This window comes from Pseudarthrobacter sulfonivorans (genome assembly GCF_014712225.1).
Classification (GTDB): Bacteria; Actinomycetota; Actinomycetes; order Actinomycetales; family Micrococcaceae; genus Arthrobacter; species Arthrobacter sulfonivorans.
This window is the reverse complement of the sequence record NZ_JACXBW010000004.1, coordinates 112,435-128,464: the sequence shown is the minus strand read 5'-3', so window position 1 is coordinate 128,464 and position 16,030 is coordinate 112,435. Positions and strand designations below refer to the sequence as shown.

At 67.7% G+C, this 16,030-nt stretch carries 9 protein-coding genes; all 9 read right to left on the bottom strand.

What is annotated here, in order from left to right:
- Nucleotides 1–69: 69 nt before the first annotated feature.
- Nucleotides 70–4,515 (bottom strand): FtsK/SpoIIIE domain-containing protein, encoded by a 4,446-nt coding sequence (locus IAQ70_RS06850; RefSeq protein WP_190988566.1) that lies wholly within the window; start codon nt 4,513–4,515, stop codon nt 70–72.
- Nucleotides 4,512–5,216 carry a hypothetical protein gene (locus IAQ70_RS06845; protein WP_190988565.1) on the bottom strand — a complete coding sequence of 235 codons (705 nt, stop codon included), beginning with the start codon at nt 5,214–5,216 and terminating at the stop codon, nt 4,512–4,514. The genes IAQ70_RS06850 and IAQ70_RS06845 overlap by 4 nt, the downstream gene beginning before the upstream one ends.
- Nucleotides 5,217–5,280: 64 nt before the next feature.
- Nucleotides 5,281–7,107: a serine/threonine-protein kinase gene (locus IAQ70_RS06840; RefSeq protein ID WP_190988564.1), complete on the bottom strand. Its 1,827-nt coding sequence runs from the start codon at nt 7,105–7,107 to the stop codon at nt 5,281–5,283.
- Complete coding sequence (locus IAQ70_RS06835; protein ID WP_190988563.1) at nt 7,104–8,663, bottom strand: FHA domain-containing protein; 1,560 nt, start codon at nt 8,661–8,663, stop codon at nt 7,104–7,106. Before IAQ70_RS06835 ends, IAQ70_RS06840 begins: the two co-directional genes overlap by 4 nt.
- Nucleotide 8,664: 1 nt before the next feature.
- Nucleotides 8,665–9,567, bottom strand: a complete 903-nt coding sequence (locus IAQ70_RS06830; protein WP_190988562.1) for a PP2C family protein-serine/threonine phosphatase — start codon at nt 9,565–9,567, stop codon at nt 8,665–8,667.
- Nucleotides 9,564–11,099 (bottom strand): RDD family protein, encoded by a 1,536-nt coding sequence (locus IAQ70_RS06825; protein ID WP_190988561.1) that lies wholly within the window; start codon nt 11,097–11,099, stop codon nt 9,564–9,566. Before IAQ70_RS06825 ends, IAQ70_RS06830 begins: the two co-directional genes overlap by 4 nt.
- The gene (locus IAQ70_RS06820; RefSeq protein ID WP_190988560.1) at nt 11,096–13,663 is read right to left on the bottom strand and encodes a transglutaminase family protein; all 2,568 of its coding nucleotides are present in this window, start codon (nt 13,661–13,663) and stop codon (nt 11,096–11,098) included. Before IAQ70_RS06820 ends, IAQ70_RS06825 begins: the two co-directional genes overlap by 4 nt.
- Nucleotides 13,660–14,991, bottom strand: a complete 1,332-nt coding sequence (locus IAQ70_RS06815) for a DUF58 domain-containing protein (protein WP_190988559.1) — start codon at nt 14,989–14,991, stop codon at nt 13,660–13,662. Before IAQ70_RS06815 ends, IAQ70_RS06820 begins: the two co-directional genes overlap by 4 nt.
- 53 nt (nt 14,992–15,044) lie before the next feature.
- Nucleotides 15,045–16,016 (bottom strand): AAA family ATPase, encoded by a 972-nt coding sequence (locus IAQ70_RS06810; protein WP_190988558.1) that lies wholly within the window; start codon nt 16,014–16,016, stop codon nt 15,045–15,047.
- Between the last annotated feature and the right edge of the window lie 14 nt (nt 16,017–16,030).

Below are 16,030 nucleotides of genomic sequence, written 5' to 3'. Positions count from 1 at the left end.
GGTAGTCTTCTACAACGCGCCGGGGGCGGGCAAATCCTTGGATCTGCGGGCCCCCGGTGCTGGCTGGCCTCAGTCCCTGTTTTCAGGCGGCAGGGCGATCTGCAGCTTGCGCGCCTTTCCGCGTCCCACGATGTAACCGCGGCCCGGGATGAACTGCGGGCTCACCCGGCCCAGCGACGTGCTCAGCAGGCTGTCCCCTTCGATGTCTCCCGGATTCATCAGCAGTCCCCGGCGGCCGGACTTGAAGGGCTGCGCAAGGGACCAGGCGGAGGACCAGGTTGACGTCTCGGATTCGCCGATCACCCACTGGTCAGCCTTGATGGATGCCGTCACGAGCTGCGAAACGCCCGATTCAGCCACCGTGTCCGTGAACTCGGTCAGGCCTTCGATGAAGATGGCCACCTTGCCCGGGTTTCCGCTGGCGTGCTCCATCAGGTCTTCCACAATCTCGGACAGGTCGTCGGCGCCCACCACTGAACGGTTCCAGAGCGGCAGTGACGCCACCGCGGACCGGCGCGAGCCGATGTACACCAGTTCCGTATCGGGGTTGGACCGGCGCAGCGCATAGGCCAGGCTGACCAGCGCCACTGTACGCCCGGCTCCCGGCGGCCCGGCCAGGAGCAGCGGGCCTTTCGCCATGATCTCGGCCGGCTGCAGCGTTTCGTCGTCGACGCCGATGACCGGGAGGTCCGGGCTGCCCGCCGGCAGCAGGTCCAGGTCCACCTGTTCCGGCAGCCGCTGGATCTTTGGCGCCTGGTCCAGTCCCTGGCGCAGCATCGCCTGGCTGAGTTTGTGGACCTCGCGTGCCTGGAGGGCCAGGTTGGAGTTCCCGCCGAGGACGGCCAGCTGCACCTCGAGGCCGCCGAGCAGTCCGCGTCCTGGCGGTGACGCGGAGCTGAGCACATCCCTGGGGACGTCCATGGACAGGTAGTCGTCCTCGGAAGACAGCCGCAGCACCAGGCGGCGCTGGATGGAGGCAAGCAGCGACGCGGGTACTGAGTTGGGCCGGTCACCGGTAATGACGAGGTGGATTCCGAGGGGGCGGCCGTCGGTGGCCAGCTGCAGGAAGATGTCCCACAGCGAGGACAGTTTGCTGTACTCGTAGGTCTCGCGGAACGCTGACATGCCATCGAGCAGGACGAAGATGCGCTTCTCGTCCGGGCGGTCAGCCAACGACCGGTACTCGACGATGGTGGAGGCCCGGACGTCGGCGTAGCGCGCGGACCGTTCGTCCGCGATGTCGCGCAGCAGCCGCAGCAGCCGGCCAACCCGTTCCACGTCGTCGCCGTCGATGATCTCGCCCACGTGCGGGAGTTCGTCGAGCATCTTGAGCCCGGAGGATCCGCAGTCAATCCCGTAGATGTGCACGGGGCCGCCACGGGGCGTGACGGCGGCCGCGATCGCGATTCCGCGCAGGGCCGCGGACTTGCCGGAACCGCCGGTCCCGTAGATGGCCATGTTGCCGTCTTTGTCCGGTTCGTAGAACACCGTGGGTTGTTCCTGCCGGGTGGGATCGTCCGCCACACCCAGCAGCAGCCGCTCGTCGGTCCGCGGGTTGGGCAGCTTGGAGAAATCGTAGGTGGTGGCGAGCTCGTCGAGCCACGGCTTGCGGGGCGGCCGGATGGCCAGCGACTCTGCCGCGCGGACAATGTTCGTGGTCATCCTGGCAATGTCGTTGGGGCCGGCGGGGGCTTCCTTGACGGGCTTCTCCGGGGCGGGCGCTTCCCAGCTTTGCCCGGACCCGAACGCCATCTCCACGATGTCTATCTGCGGGCGCTGGGGCTTCTCCGTGGTCCAGCCGCCGGCGTAGCCCGTCTGGAAACCCTGGATCCGGCCGGGTCCGGTCTTCGCAGCGCCGCGTCCGGGGATGGCGGGGTCGAAGTAGGCGGCGTCAGGCACCCCGAGGATGTCTGTCGCATCGTCTTCATCAGCCATGCGCAGGGCCACCCGGAGGTTGGTGTTGGCGCGCAGGCTGTCCTTGATGACGCCGGCGGGACGCTGCGTGGCCAGGATGAGGTGCAGGCCCAGGGACCGGCCACGGGCTGCCACGTCCACCACGCCGTCAACGAACTCCGGCACTTCGGTGGCCAGCGCGGCAAACTCGTCCACGATGATGACTAGGTACGGCGGGGCCTCGGGATCGGCCTCGCGGTGGAGTGCCAGCAGGTCCTTGGCCTTCTTCCGGTTCAGCAGATGCTCCCGGTAGTGCAGCTCCGCCCGCAAGGACGTCAGCGCGCGGCGGACAAGGTGCTGGGAGAGGTCGGTCACCAAACCCACAGTGTGGGGCAGGTTGATGCAGTCGGCGAACGCGGCCCCGCCTTTGTAGTCCACAAAGAGGAAGCTCACCCGGTCCGGGCTGTACGCCGCGGCCATGCCCATGACCCAGGACTGCAGGAATTCGGATTTGCCGGCACCGGTGGTGCCTCCGACCAGGGCGTGCGGGCCCTCGTTCTTCAGGTCCAGGTACAGGGGTTCGATGCCCTTGGAACCCACCAGGGCACGGAGGGTTCCGTTGTCCTTCCGGTTGGGCACGGCCGAGGCATGGACGGAGTTGTTCTCCTCCCAGCGCTCCGCGACGGCCTGCGGGTTGTCCAGGAAGTCCTTGCCGATCAGGGCGGCATAGGAGACCGCGCGCGGCAGGTCGGAATCGTCCGTGACCGGCTTGCCGACGTCGACCACGGGGGCCAGCATGCGGGCCAGCTGGGCGGCCAGTTCGGCGTCGAGGCTTTCGCAGCTGACGGGATAGGTGTGCCGGCCCAGCCGAACCTGCCCGGTGGTGGTGCCGTTGTCCCCGTCCACCACCATAAAGTCGCGGCAGGCGGCCGGGAGCGCCTGGATGTCGGTGGCCACCCACATGACGTGGACGCCGGAGTCCGGTCCGCGTTCCGCGAGGCGGGTCAGCCTGCCGCGGTCAACAGGGGCGTCGTCCTCAACGATGACCAAGACCGCGGGCAGCACCGGAGCCGGGACCTCGTCCTTGGCAGGGTCCACGGATCCACGGTGTTCCGGGGCCGAGCGCTTGGCCATGGCTTCCCGCGCATCGAGCAGGTCCTCCAGCCGGGCCACGAGGGAAGACCCGCTGGCGGAACCGGCGGCAAGGTGGTCGCCGTTGAGGGGGCTGTGGCCCGAACCCACATGGGGCAGCCACTGCAGCCAGTCCCAGCGCCACCGCGACTGCGCCGACGTAATGGCGGTAACCACAGCCTCTGCGGGCGAATGCAGCCCCACAAACTGCAGCACCATGCCGCGGGCAACGTCGTCCACCAGGCCCCGTGCTCCCGCCACACCGAAGGCCCCTGCCGTGCGCAGCTGCGAGACCACGGGCACGCCTTCGATGTCCCGGAACTGCTTGAGGCAGTCCTGGATCTCGCGCATGTATTCGGCTTCGGTGTCGTTGTTGTTGGGTTCCTCGAACATGATGCGGGACGGACCGGTGCCCAGCCCGAACCGCAGCCCCAGGAACCCGAGGTGCTCCGGGCGGTGGGTCCACAGCAGCGGGCCCAGCTTGTAGATGGAATCCACGGTGTCGCTCACCGAAGGCGCCTCCTGGAGGCGGACCGCCCGTTCCACATGCTGCAGTTCGGTGATGTCCTGCCGGAAGGCGGCCATGGAACCGCGGAACTGCTTGAGCTGCTCCTTCTGCTGGCGCCTGGCCTGCATCTTGTGGTCCACGTAATGGCCCACGATGAACAGCGGCATCATCATCATGAAGATCACCGAGAGCATGTTCTGGGTGACCGCAAATATCACGCCGCCCATCAGGAGCGGCGCCATCAGCATGATGTACGGGAAGGCCTGGTGGTCCGGCCGCTTAGGCCCGGCGGGGGGCACGCGTTTGGGCGCGTCGAAGCGGGGAACAACGCGCGGGGAGCGGTTGAAGTCGACAAGGGGCGACGTCGGCGCTGCCGCGTGGTTGTGCCCCAGCGGCACCACCGTCACGGTGGTCTCCCCCAGCGTGACGGTGTCCGACGAGTTGAGCGTGGCCCTGGTGACCGGAAGGCCGTCCATGAGCAGGCCGTTGGCGGAGTTGGTGTCCACGATCTCCACGCTTTCGCCCACCGTGATGCGGGCGTGGCGTTTGGAGGTCAGCGGGTCCGTCAGCCGGATGTCAACGTCCCGGTCCCGGCCGATGTAGCTGGTGCCGGAGGGCAGCGAAAACTCCTGTCCGACGTCGGGCCCGGAGAGGATCCGCAACGTCGCGGCGGCGGGACCGCGGTTGGCGCCGGGAGCGTTGAAGTGTGCGCTGACTTCAGCCAGCGAGACCACGGAGCCCGGGCGCAGCCCCGACTCCAGCAGGTTGTCCGTCCGGGTCAGGACGTTGCCGCGGATTCCGCCGCCCACAAAGGCCTCGTCGATGCGCAGCGAAAGGTTGTCCGGTGCCGGGGATCCCTTCCTGTCGGGGTCCGCGACCCACAACTGAGTGGCGACGTCCGCGACGGTGGCCAGGCCGTCCACCGTGACGGCCAGGTCCTTGGTTTCCGCCGGGTTCCGGCGGAGTGTCAGCCGGATCCTCATCCTTCGTCCACGCCCCTCATCTTTTCCAGAAGATTCAAATCCTCGACCGTCACCAGGTGGGTGGTGACAGCGTGTTCGACGAGCCGGGCACGCCGGTTGGTGGCCAGCTTTCCGCCGCCGCCGCGAAGGCCCACAACGCCGACGCGGTCAAGTTTGTCGCAGACGTTATCCAGCTTCCGGTTGAACCGCGTGAGGGCCCAGCCCAGGGACTTGGCGGCCGCGGCCGACGACGGGATGGCACTGAACCCGGTTCCTTCGCGCCGCAGCATGGGTTCGGCCAGCGCCACGATGAGTGCCTTCTGGGAGTCGGTGAAGACGACCGGGCCGATGGTGGTGTCGCCGTTGCTGTCGTCTTCGCGTGATTGCTGGCGGAAGGACGGCGTCTTGAGGTGCACCGCGAACTCGTAGGTGGTGGGGCCGGCAGTGAAAATGATGTTCGTGTGGCTGAATACCAGCGGTATGCGTGCGCCCGGGGACAGCCACGCCTGCATGCCGCCGGAACCGTCGGCCACAGTGGCGGACAGCATCCTGCCCACGTTGCTGAGCCACCAGATCCCGTCGTAGCGGGCCACCTGCAGGAACTGGCGGTGAAGGTACGGGTTGTCGTCCACCTCGAGATCGCCTTCCCGGCCGATGTTGAAGATCTCCTCATCGGCCGGTTCGTACCATTCACCACAGAAATCTATTGCCAGATCCCCCATGTTCTGTGCCTCTCCTCGTCGGGCGTGGCCCGCGTTCGCTATTCGTTTCCGGTCTGCCGTGCGGTCACTGGCGGATGCAGGCGATCGAGTCATCTTCCAGTGGGGAGAACGCGCCGTCGCTCCTGACGATCATCACCTGGATGCAGGTGGGTTCCGCCGGGTTCAGCGCGACCTGGGCGGTTGGCTCGGCAGCGGACTGGTACTCGCCGCTTCCACCCGGGGCATAGACCCTCCACTTGTACGCGTCGCCGGGTTTCGGCTGCGGGTTGGTCCAGGTGAAGGTGGCCTTGCCGGCGTTTACTGTTCCAACCAGGTCCGCGACGTCGGGCACGGTCCCGTTATCCAGGGCATCCGCCGGGGGCTTGCTGATTTGGCCGGTCCCGGCCACCTTCGGCTCCGGTGCCGATGACGCCAGCACGATCCCCACAATGATGGCCAGAGCCAGTACGGTTCCGCCGGCGAGGGCGAGCCACAGGTTCCGCTTGCCGTGGTCAGGAGCGCTCTCCGGTGCCGTTTCCGGCGCGGCCGCGGGACGGCTGATGGTCGCATCGATCTCCGGTTCCGCGCGGCCCGTCCGGCGTACGGCCTGCTGTGCTGTCTGGGCGGGGAGCAGGCCAGGGCGCTGGACAGTTGCGTCGGGCACCGAGCCGTAGTCGGCTGGCCCGCTGCCGCGGAGCATCGTGGCATGGGCCCACTCTCCCGCCGGATCCCCAACGGCATTACCGGCCGGGCTGCTGCCGGCCGGGCCCCCAACCTGGGTGCCGGCACCCTGGCCGTCCTGCGGGCCGGTGAACAGACTGCCCGGAACCTGTGGCCGGGGCACCGACGCGGCCGCAGCTGCCGGGGCAAATCCTCCTGCGGGAAGGCCCGACGGCGGGGCGCCGGCGTCCGGGCCTTGGGGCCGGGTGCGTGCCGGGAAAGTTGGGGCGCTGCCGGTCCGCTCGGGATCGATCGCCGCAATGCTGCGGACGCGGGTCTCCTCGTAACCGTCGTCAGGGTGGCTGTCATCGTGATGGGCCTCTTCGAGCACTTCAAAGGGCGTGACCGAGAGGTTCAGTTCGGCCTGGATCCGCTGCAGGGCCAGGGCGAAGGCGTGGGCCGAGGAGTACCTGGAGGCAGCGGGCTTGGCCATGGCCGTGGCTAGCGCGCGTTCCAGTGACTCGGGCACGTCGGCCCGGCCCAGACGGGGCAGCGGCGAGTTGGTGATGCGGGAGATCAGTTCACGCTGGGAATTGTCGGTGCCCGGCATCACGAACGGCGACCTGCCGGCGAGCAGGGTGTAGAGAGTGGCGCCCAGCGCCCAAACATCCACCATCACCCCGTCAACGGGGCCGTCCGTGAACTGCTCCGGCGGCGACCACGGGATGGACATCCCGGCGTCTTCATCGGCGTCGCCGCCCAGGGTGCCCGAGATTCCGAAGTCCGTCAGGGCGGGCCGGTTGTAGTCGGTCACCAGGATGTTGGCGGGTTTGATGTCCCGGTGGGCGATGCCGGCGCGGTGGGCGGTCTCGACGGCGGAGGCCACCTGGATGCCGACAGCGAGGACCTCGTCAACACTGAAGCGCTGGCGGCGGTAACGGACATCAAGGCTGGGCCGGGAGCAGTACTCCATGGCCAGGTAGGAGTGCCCGGCCTCGGTCACCTCGGCCTCAAAAATCGTCACGATGTACGGGTGGGACGAGAGCTGGGCCATCAGGTTGGCCTCGGACTCGAACCGGCGCCGGGCGCCCTCGGTCTTCAGGTCCGAGAGGAGGACCTTGACGGCCACCTTGCGCCGGGGACGGTCCTGTTCATAAAGGTAGACGTCGGAAAACCCGCCGGAGCCGAGCAGGCTGATGTAGGTGAACCCCGGAATAGGGGGCGGCGGCGCAACCGGCCGTTTGGAACTCAAAGAATCTCCTCAAAACGCAATGAGATGTCGTCACCCAGTTCCGCGATATCGCCGTCGAGCAGGATCGCCATCTCGTTCTGGGCCAGGCGGCGCGGCTGCTGACCCTCGCGGACCAGGACCGTGCCGTTGGTGGCTTTCAGATCGCACAGCATCACGTGCCAGCCCTCGAGCCGGACCTCAACGTGCGAGCGTGAAATGTCGCCGCCGGGGCTGGATACCTGGACGAGCCGCGGCATCACGCCGCCCTGCACGCGGGACACGGAAGGCTGACGACCGATCACCAGCGACTGGTCAAGATCCACCAGCTCACCGGTGGAGACACGCATCCTCCCGAGCCGTGGCCGGGCAACCCGGACTGCGTCCGGCGGCAGCGGGGAACCGCACGCGGCACACTGGGCGTGGGTGGGCGGGTTGGCGTGGCCGCGGTCGCAGACCAGGGCCAGGACCAGGAGTCCGGCGCCGGATACCGGTTCCTGGACCGGTTCCGGGTGGGCGCCCATGCCGGCAAGATCGCTCTTCATGATGGTTTGGCCGTCATGGTCTCCGGCGAACTCTTCGGGATCGACGGCTGGACCGCTGGCCGGGACGGGCACCTGGGGCAGGTCGAACGGCGGCTGAACCTGCACGGCCGGAACGCTGCTCCCGCCGGTCCGCCACGGGACCGAGTCAATGAGACCGCCCGCGGGGCCTGGAGCCGGCACGGCGGCTGGAGGCGGGGTGGCCGGAGTGGGTGTGGCCGGAAGGGGTGTGGCCGGAGGAGGGGTGGCCGGTGCTGGTAAGTCCGGCCCGGCGTCAGTTTCAGGTGCTGCCGGGTGAGGTGCGCCGGCTTCGGATTCCTCCGGCTCGTCGCGTACGGCTGCGTCCTCGATGCTGCGGATCACAGTCTTTTCCCACAGGTGGTCGTACGTGCCGGTCAGCTCGTGGGCGGGCATTTGGTCGGCAGGGGCCACGGACTCGACGTCCGGCGAAGGTTCGCCCTGGGCCTCCTGCCCAGGCTCAGCTGTCTCCGCGGCATAGTGGGAGTCATCGTCCGTGAGACCCAACACCGTCTCAGCCGAGACCTCGCGTTCCGTGGCTCCGCTGCCTGCAATGATTTCCCGTGCCGCAGCCGGGGCACCGGTTACTGCCACAGTCAGCGACTGCAGCAGGACCACGCCTTCGGTGAGCGGCAAGACAGTCCCGGGCTGGGTGCCGCCCGCGACGGTCAGGCGGTACCACTCGGGCAGGTCGAAGCGCCGCTCAGTCCAGGTGGTGACATCGCGTCCATTCAGTTCCACGGGGCCGCCGGGCAGCTGTACGGTCAGGTCCAGGTCACCGCGGAGGAAGACCCGCAGCGCATCGCGGAAATCCACGATGCCGAACGACGGGATCTTTGCCAGGGAAACACCGAAGCTGCTGGTGACCGCATGGAGAACTTCATGCACTTCGGGAGCTTCCCCGAGCAGGTCCCAGAGCGACTGGACGAGGGCCGGCGGGGTGCCGGGGCCCAGGAAGACGGCAGTGCGCGAGCGGAGGACGCCCAGCCAGGAGCCCGCTGTGTAGTTGGCGGTGGCCATCTCAGTGTTTCCCGCTTTCGTCTTCGTTCGCGGCCGCCCGGCTGGCGTCAACAATTTGTGCCCTGGGCAGCGTGACCTCCACTTCCGCATCAACGGTGGGCCGGGGGGCGGTGGTGGCAATGCCGGCGTCGTTCATGACGTTCCTGGCGTCAACCACAATGACCGTGACGTTGTCGCGGCCCCCGTTGCGGAGGGCGGCCTGGATCAGGGCATCCACGGCGTCCTGGGGGTGGGCAACGGTGCTGAGGATGCGGTGGATGTGATCGTCCGTCAGCTCACCGGTGAGGCCATCCGAGCAGATCAGGATCCGGTCGCCTTCCTCAACGGGCAGCAGCCAGTAGTCCGCTTCCGTCTCGTCGCCGGTGCCCAGGGCCCGGGTGACCACGTGGCGGCGGGGGTGGACGGTGGCCTGCGCGGCCGTGATTTCGCCGGCGTCCACGAGTTCCTGGACCTCCGAGTGGTCCACGCTGACCTGGGCAAAATGCCCCTGGCTCAGCCGGTACGTCCGGGAATCGCCGATGTTCAGGACCAGCCAGTACGGCATCCCCATCTGCTCCACCACAACAGCGCCTGTCAGGGTGGTTCCGGCCCGCGCCCCCGTGGCTTCCCGGATGGAGCTGTCGGCGCGGAGCAAGTACTGCTGGAGCACGGCAGCGGTGACGCTGCGCTCCCCGGTGGCCAGCTGCGGCATGGCAGCCAGGGCACGGACGCACATGCCGCTGGCGATCTCCCCGGCTTCGTGTCCGCCCATGCCGTCGGCCACGGCAAAGACGGGGTCCGAGGCGATGAAGGAGTCTTCATTGAGCTCCCGGCGCAGTCCGCGGTCCGTGCCGTAGCCGTAGCTCAGGCTGAGCCCGGGACGGTTTTCTGCGTCGGGGGAAACACTGGCGGGCTGAGGGTTCATGCCTGTCCTAGGTGGAAGGAGCGGTCACCAAAATGGACGGTGGATCCCGGGCTGACAAAGGCGGGCACGGCCGGCTGCAGGGGCGACCGCCGGCCATCCGGCGTGGTGACGGCGCTGCCGTTGGTGGAGTTGCGGTCCGTCACCCAGACGCCTGCGCCGTCGGTCAGCAGGTGGAGGTGCGTCTTGGAGATCGAGCGGCCGGGATCGGTGACCGCCAGGAGCTGGGCCTGCTGCTCCCCCGCCTGCCCCACGGGGTTCCGCCCCACCAGGACGTTGCGGTCCAGCTGGAAGTCCCGGCCGTCGTCGAGCTTGATCCGCAGCACGGCGACCGGCGCCGCATCGGCCGCACCGCCGCGCATCTGCGTGCGGTCAAGGTCATCGTCGGGATGCGCTGCGCCGGAAGCGGGAACCGGAAGGGTTGCCGCAAGAGGTACCGACGGGTGGAACGAATTGGCGGCCGGTGGTGAGAACGACGGCGGTGCGTACGTCTGCGCGGGGGTGTAAGGCTGCGCGGGTGCGGGCTGCGCGGGTGCGGGCTGCGCGGATCCGGGCTGCGCGGGTGCGGGGGGTGCAGCGTACGACTGGACCGGCGCGTGCGGTACGGGCGCGTGCTGTTCGGATGCGGGTGCAGCGTACGACTGGACGGGGGCGGCCTGCTGCGCCACCGGCGAAGCCACCGGCTGCACGGGCGGCAGGTCCAGGGGCGCGAAACTGTACGGGCCCTGGATCCCGCCCGTGGTGATGGGGTTGCGGCCCGCGTTGACGTCGAAGACCAGGGTTTTTGCCGCTGTATCGTGCCAGCCACGGAGCCTGCCATTGGCGTCCCACGTATTGGAAACAACCACCAGGACAGCCCACCCGGCACCAACCAGAACCAACGGCCCGAGGATGAACAGCGCGATGTCAAACCATTTGAAGATGACGATCAGCACCGCAGCCAAGACCGCCAGGATGATCCCGGCCCCTGTGACCAGGCCACGCAGGAACACTGCGCCGGTACCGGGGGCGTAACCGTCCTGGTCAGCACTGCGGATACCCATGGCCCGGTTGCCAACGGTGGCACCGGAGCGGCCTTCCATGCCCGTGAGGACCACCAGGTACACCAGGGTCAGACCCATTCCGAGGCTGCCGAACAGGACCAGGGAGGCTGTGTCGTAGATGATGAAACCGCCGCTTTGGGTGCGGGTGATGCCGGCAAAGCCGATGGCAAAGGTCACCACCAACACCGCGACCGGCGCCAGCCAGTCCAGTACCGCGGCGCCAAGCCTTTTGCCGGCCGTGGCCGGAATTAGCTCAAGATTGGCTGCCATTCCCGTTCCTCCCCCTGGAGCCGTTTGCACTACCGGGATAGTACCGGGAATCTGGCCTGCGTGCGCCGCCTCGCTTTCCATCAAGGCGCGCTGGGCATGGTCCACGTTGCGTCCGCTGCGGGCAGATCTGTTGGGCAGCGGAGCCCCGCAGGCCGTGCAGAAAGTGGCGCCGCCGCGGATCAGTTGCTGGCACCGCTGGCAGCGCTCGGGCTCGGTCATCATGATTCAGGGTGGTTCTTCCTGCCAGGGTTCCGCAGAACGGTAGTCTCATCAGCCTCGGACGCAGCCGCCGTGCTGCCGGGAATGTCCGGACCGGTCTCCACCCTACCGGCGGCGGGCGGTTGTGCCGCCGCATTCCTGGCGGGACGCGACGGCGGCAGCAGCCCCAGTGCACTGCGCGATTTCAGGGCGGCACGGCCGTCGGCCAGCAGGGACCGGGGCGAGAACCTGGCCCGCTGGCGGCGCCAGAACCCCACGGTGCCGGTGATCTCCGTCAGTGAACCGTCCACGATGGCCCAGTACTCCCGGACCTCGTCCTCGGTGGGCTGGCCCGCCCCGAAGATGGAGGCATCCGCGCGGTTCGCCAGCAGGGTGGTGGTCCGTCCGGTGGCCGGGAAGGCCTCTGCAACCACTGCCGCACTTTCTCGCCGCGTTGAACGCGTGTCGATCCCCGCGCCCATGTCTGTAGCCAGGCTCAGGACCTCTTTCCATCCCCCGCCGACACGCTGCGCGGGGTGCCCCTCGGTGAAACGGGCCTTCCGGCGTCGTGATTTGAGGAGCGCGATCAGCAGCAGCGGCAGCGCAAGGATCACCAGCGGGATCAGCGCGACGCCCAATGCACCGAGCAGGGCACCCCAGAACAGCCAGGGGTTGTTCTTCTTCTCATCCGCGTCAAGCGCGTCCGGCGAGGAATCCGTAGGCAGGTCCACCGGCTCCTGCGGCGGGGGCGGCGGCTGCAGCACCTGCGGCTTCGGCTTGGACTTGTTTTCCGGGTCCGGCGGGATGGGGATGTTGTCCTTGGGCGGTGTGGGGTCGAAGCTGACCCAGCCCACCCGGTCGAAGGCAACTTCCACCCAGGCATGGACGTCCTTGCCCGTGATTTTGACTTCGCCGGCGCCGTTCTCCGGGCTGGTCGGATCAGGGTAGAAACCCATAACGACGCGCGACGGGATACCAAGGTGCCGCAGCATCAGGGACATGGACACGGCGTACTGTTCGTCGTCGCCGAGCATCTGTTTGGCGGTCAGCAGGTTCCGGATGCGGGACGAGCTGTGGCCGGACACGCTCGGGAGCTGGCCCTCAGTGACCAGCCCGTTGCTGAACGCCCCGGTCTTCTGGAAATGCGCTTCGATCTGGCGCACGCGGTCAATGGGGGTGGGCGCATCGGCCGAGAGGTCATTGGCCTGGGAGCCAACCACCGGGGGGACCTCAAGGGCATCCGGGAGGGTGATCTTCGCGAAGTCGTACTGGGTCAGCTGGCCGTGCTCAAGCTTGAGCGGATCGGACACCTGGACGCTGTAGGAATCGCCCTTCGACAGGCCTTGGGTGGTGACAGCGGTGTCCGTGCCCGCGTTGAAGTAGAGGCCCGAGGCCGCAGCGGACGCACTCCGGTCAAAGCTCAGGCCGGTCGTCTTCCGGCCACCCGGGACGAAATAGCCCTGGTAATTCTCAATGGTGATGTCCATGGAGTAGTCCTTGGTGGGCACCACACTGGCCGTGTCAGCCAGGGTGTTGATGGACGCCGTGTCTCCCACCTTGCTGAAGCTGCCGGAACCGTTGGGGTCCATGTTGTAGTTGGTGCCGTTGAAGGCATCCAGGGCGCCCAGCCGGACCCTGCCGTCCCGGGGAAGCCCCTTGACCACAAAGAGGGTGTCGTCCTTCTGGTCTTTGACGAAGGTCCGGAAACTTGCCAGGGGCGTGATGTAGTCCTTGGGATCGAAGGGCGGGACCACCACGTTGCGCAGGACCTTGCGGTCGCTGCTGGCGGTGACCAGCGGCGCGGCCACGGCAGTGATGGCCACGCTGGCCGCGATGACGGCGGCGGCGGTACCGAGCCTGCGGAGCTTCGCCCGCTGAGCCGTGGCAGCGTCTGCCTCCGGCCGGTTGACCGAAACCTTCCGGGTGTCCCTGCGGCGCAGCACATCCCGGCGGAAGGTGGCCCAGGCAATTGCGACGACGGTCAGTCCGATGCCGCGCTCAACGGTGAGGAAGGCGGCGCTGGTGCTGAAGGCAATGCCGGTGACAAAGAGCGCCAGCACCGGAAGCAGCGGCCAGTACGGGCTCTTTCGGCGCCAGGTCAGCAGCCCGGCCACCAGTGCCGTGAGCAGTGAACTCAGGAACGGGACAATCAGCACGCCGCCGGCGGATCCCACCGGAACGCCCACGGTGAGCATGTCTTTCCAGGCGAACACCACGCCCAGCAGCAGCGTACGCAGGGAGTCGAGGCTGGGAATGAAGCCAGCGATCGCGGCATCCGGCACAGCGAGGAACGTTCCGAAGACCAGATAGGCGCCCAGGCCGAGGGCCGTGGTGATCAGCAGGCCAAGGCGCAGGTGGGTGTTGAGGGCGGCGATGCCGAGGCCCAGGATGATGCCGCCGAATCCGGAGATCAGGTAGTAGGGGTCGCCGCCGAAGCTGAGGCTGAATCCCAGGATGCCCAGCCCGAGCAGCACGGTGAGCGCGCCGGCGTCGAGCATGAAGTGCCAGGCGGGCTGGCCGTCGGCGAAGGCCGACTCATCCTGCCGCCGCGGGGACGCCCGGGGCCGGAAGCCGGATGCGGAGCTCATGCGGCTGCCTTTCTGAGGACGATGGCCAGGTCGGCGAGGTCGCCGAGCGTCAGCACTGTCAGGTCGGCAATATTGGCGCGGCCGGGGGCTGCCCCGATCTGGAGCCGGACCGCCAGGCTCCGCACACCGGGCGGCACGGACGCCGCTGCCGAGCGGAGCTGCGCGGGCGTCACATGGCTGCCCACGACGAAAAACACCACCGAAGCGTTAGGCACCGTGTCGGCCAGGGTCCGGGCGAGGTCGACGGCGTTGCGCCGCATGGGTGCGCCGGCGATCCGGGTCATGTCGTCCAGCAGGTTGCGGCCGGTTTCGCAGCGAAGCGGCCCCTTCTGGGTGAGGACATTGAGCTCGCGCTGCTCGCGGATGGCCTGCCGTCCGATCGACGCGGCCGCCGAAATGGCCATTTCGAATTCCTGCTCCGAGGCGTATTCGTCGGTATTGATGGAAAGCGAGATGGCCAGGTGGGCGCGCCGCGTCTCTTCGAACTGGCGCACCATGAGCTTGTTGGTCCGCGCCGTGGTCTTCCAGTGGATGTGCCGCCGGTCATCGCCCGGGACATAGTCGCGCAGCGCATGGAAGGACACGTCGGCACTGGACAGATCCGTGGTGGGCATGCCTTCAAGGTCGCGGATGAAGCCGGCCGCGGAACCGGCAAGGGCCACCGTGCGCGGGTGGACGAAGAGGTCTTCCGGCCCGGTCCACATCACCTGGCGGCGGAGCAGGTGCAGCGGGTCTGCCCTGACAGACCGGACGGGCCCCACCACGATGACGGCGCGGCGGGCCGTGGGGATGGTGAACAGGTCCTCGTGCACCTGCCGGGGTTTCATCCTGGGCAGGTGGAAAACAGCGGTGGCGTTGCCCACCGGCAGTTCCAGTGCGGCCGGCAGCAGCGGGCGCGTGGAGGTGTTGGAGGCGGCGATGCTTCCCACGGCACTGTCCCCCACTGCCACCCGCGTCCGGGCGAGATCCAGGACCACGCCGTACGAGGACCTGCCCAGGATGAACCCGATGGCGATCAGGAAGAGGACAAACGCCGCGATGGCAGCAGCCTTTGCCTCCTGCCAGCCGAAGGCCTGCCCCGCGGTCCACAGCAGGATCGAAGCGGCAAGAACTGACCAGCCCAAGACGCTGACCACCGAGAGGACGGGCCATGCGTAGCGCAGCCACAGTCCACGGACTTTCTCCCACGCCGGTGTGAGGGCGAGGGCGGCCGTGCTGCTGGCTTCACCCCAAACGGAGGAGGGATGCAGCCTGGTGGGTTTGCCGTTCCGGTGGAAGGGTTCCCGGAGGCGTTCAGCAAGCCGGATCAACGGAGTGCTGCTGGACATAGAGGTACCTTTGTTCGCGCTGGAGGATGATTTATCTGAGGCGCCGGGGAGCGTCAGACGGTGGCGCGCTGCTGCGGTGCGGCGACATCGGAAAGCACCCGGGCGAGGATGGCCTCGGCTGTGGCGCCGGAGAACTCCGCTTCCGGGTCCATCACGAAGCGGTGGGTCCAGACCACGGGGGCCAGTTCCTTGACGTCGTCCGGCAGGACGAAGTTGCGCCCCTGGCTCGCAGCCCAGACCTTGGCAGCCCGCACCATGGCGATGGCGCCACGCACGGAGACGCCCAACCGGCTCTCGGGCGCGTTACGGGTCTCCTCACAGAGCCGGGAAATGTATTCCAGGACAGCCGTATCAACGTGCACGGTGGCTGCCAGATCAGCCATGTCCGCGACAGCCTGCGTGGTGATGACTGCAGTGAGTTCTTTGGAACGGTCCCTGAGGTTGGAGCCGCCCAGCAGCTGCACCGTGGAGGCGTGGTCCGGGTAGCCGATGGAGGTCTTGATCAGGAAGCGGTCCAGCTGGGCCTCGGGAAGACGGTAGGTGCCGGCCTGCTCGATGGGGTTCTGGGTGGCCATGACCATAAACGGCCGGCCTGCTTCATAGGTCACACCATCCACAGTGACCCGGGATTCTTCCATGACCTCCAGCAGCGCCGACTGGGTCTTCGGCGAGGCACGGTTGATTTCATCGGCCAGGACGATGTTGTTGAAGATCGGGCCCTTGTGGAACTCAAACTTCTGCGTCTTCTGGTCGTAGATGGTCACACCGGTGACGTCCGAGGGCAGGAGGTCGGGGGTGAACTGGATGCGGTTGTTCGAGCCCTGGACCGTTGCTGCCATAGCCCTGGCCAGCATGGTCTTGCCGGTGCCCGGCGCATCCTCAAACAGGACGTGCCCCTCGGACAGCATGGCGGTGAACGTCAGCCGGATGACATGTTCCTTTCCGAGCACCGCCTGGCCCACGTTGGACACGAGCTTGTCGAAAGTGCCTGCAAACCATTCGGCCTGCTCGGTGGTCATCGTCATGAAAGGGGTCCTTT

Coding starts and splice junctions, on each gene's coding strand:
- IAQ70_RS06850 (WP_190988566.1), bottom strand. CDS start 4,515: ATGAGGATCCGGCTGACACTCCGCCGGAACCCGGCGGAAACCAAGGAC.
- IAQ70_RS06810 (WP_190988558.1), bottom strand. CDS start 16,016: ATGACGATGACCACCGAGCAGGCCGAATGGTTTGCAGGCACTTTCGAC.
- IAQ70_RS06845 (WP_190988565.1), bottom strand. CDS start 5,216: ATGGGGGATCTGGCAATAGATTTCTGTGGTGAATGGTACGAACCGGCC.
- IAQ70_RS06820 (WP_190988560.1), bottom strand. CDS start 13,663: ATGAGCTCCGCATCCGGCTTCCGGCCCCGGGCGTCCCCGCGGCGGCAG.
- IAQ70_RS06825 (WP_190988561.1), bottom strand. CDS start 11,099: ATGATGACCGAGCCCGAGCGCTGCCAGCGGTGCCAGCAACTGATCCGC.
- IAQ70_RS06815 (WP_190988559.1), bottom strand. CDS start 14,991: ATGTCCAGCAGCACTCCGTTGATCCGGCTTGCTGAACGCCTCCGGGAA.
- IAQ70_RS06830 (WP_190988562.1), bottom strand. CDS start 9,567: ATGAACCCTCAGCCCGCCAGTGTTTCCCCCGACGCAGAAAACCGTCCC.
- IAQ70_RS06835 (WP_190988563.1), bottom strand. CDS start 8,663: ATGGCCACCGCCAACTACACAGCGGGCTCCTGGCTGGGCGTCCTCCGC.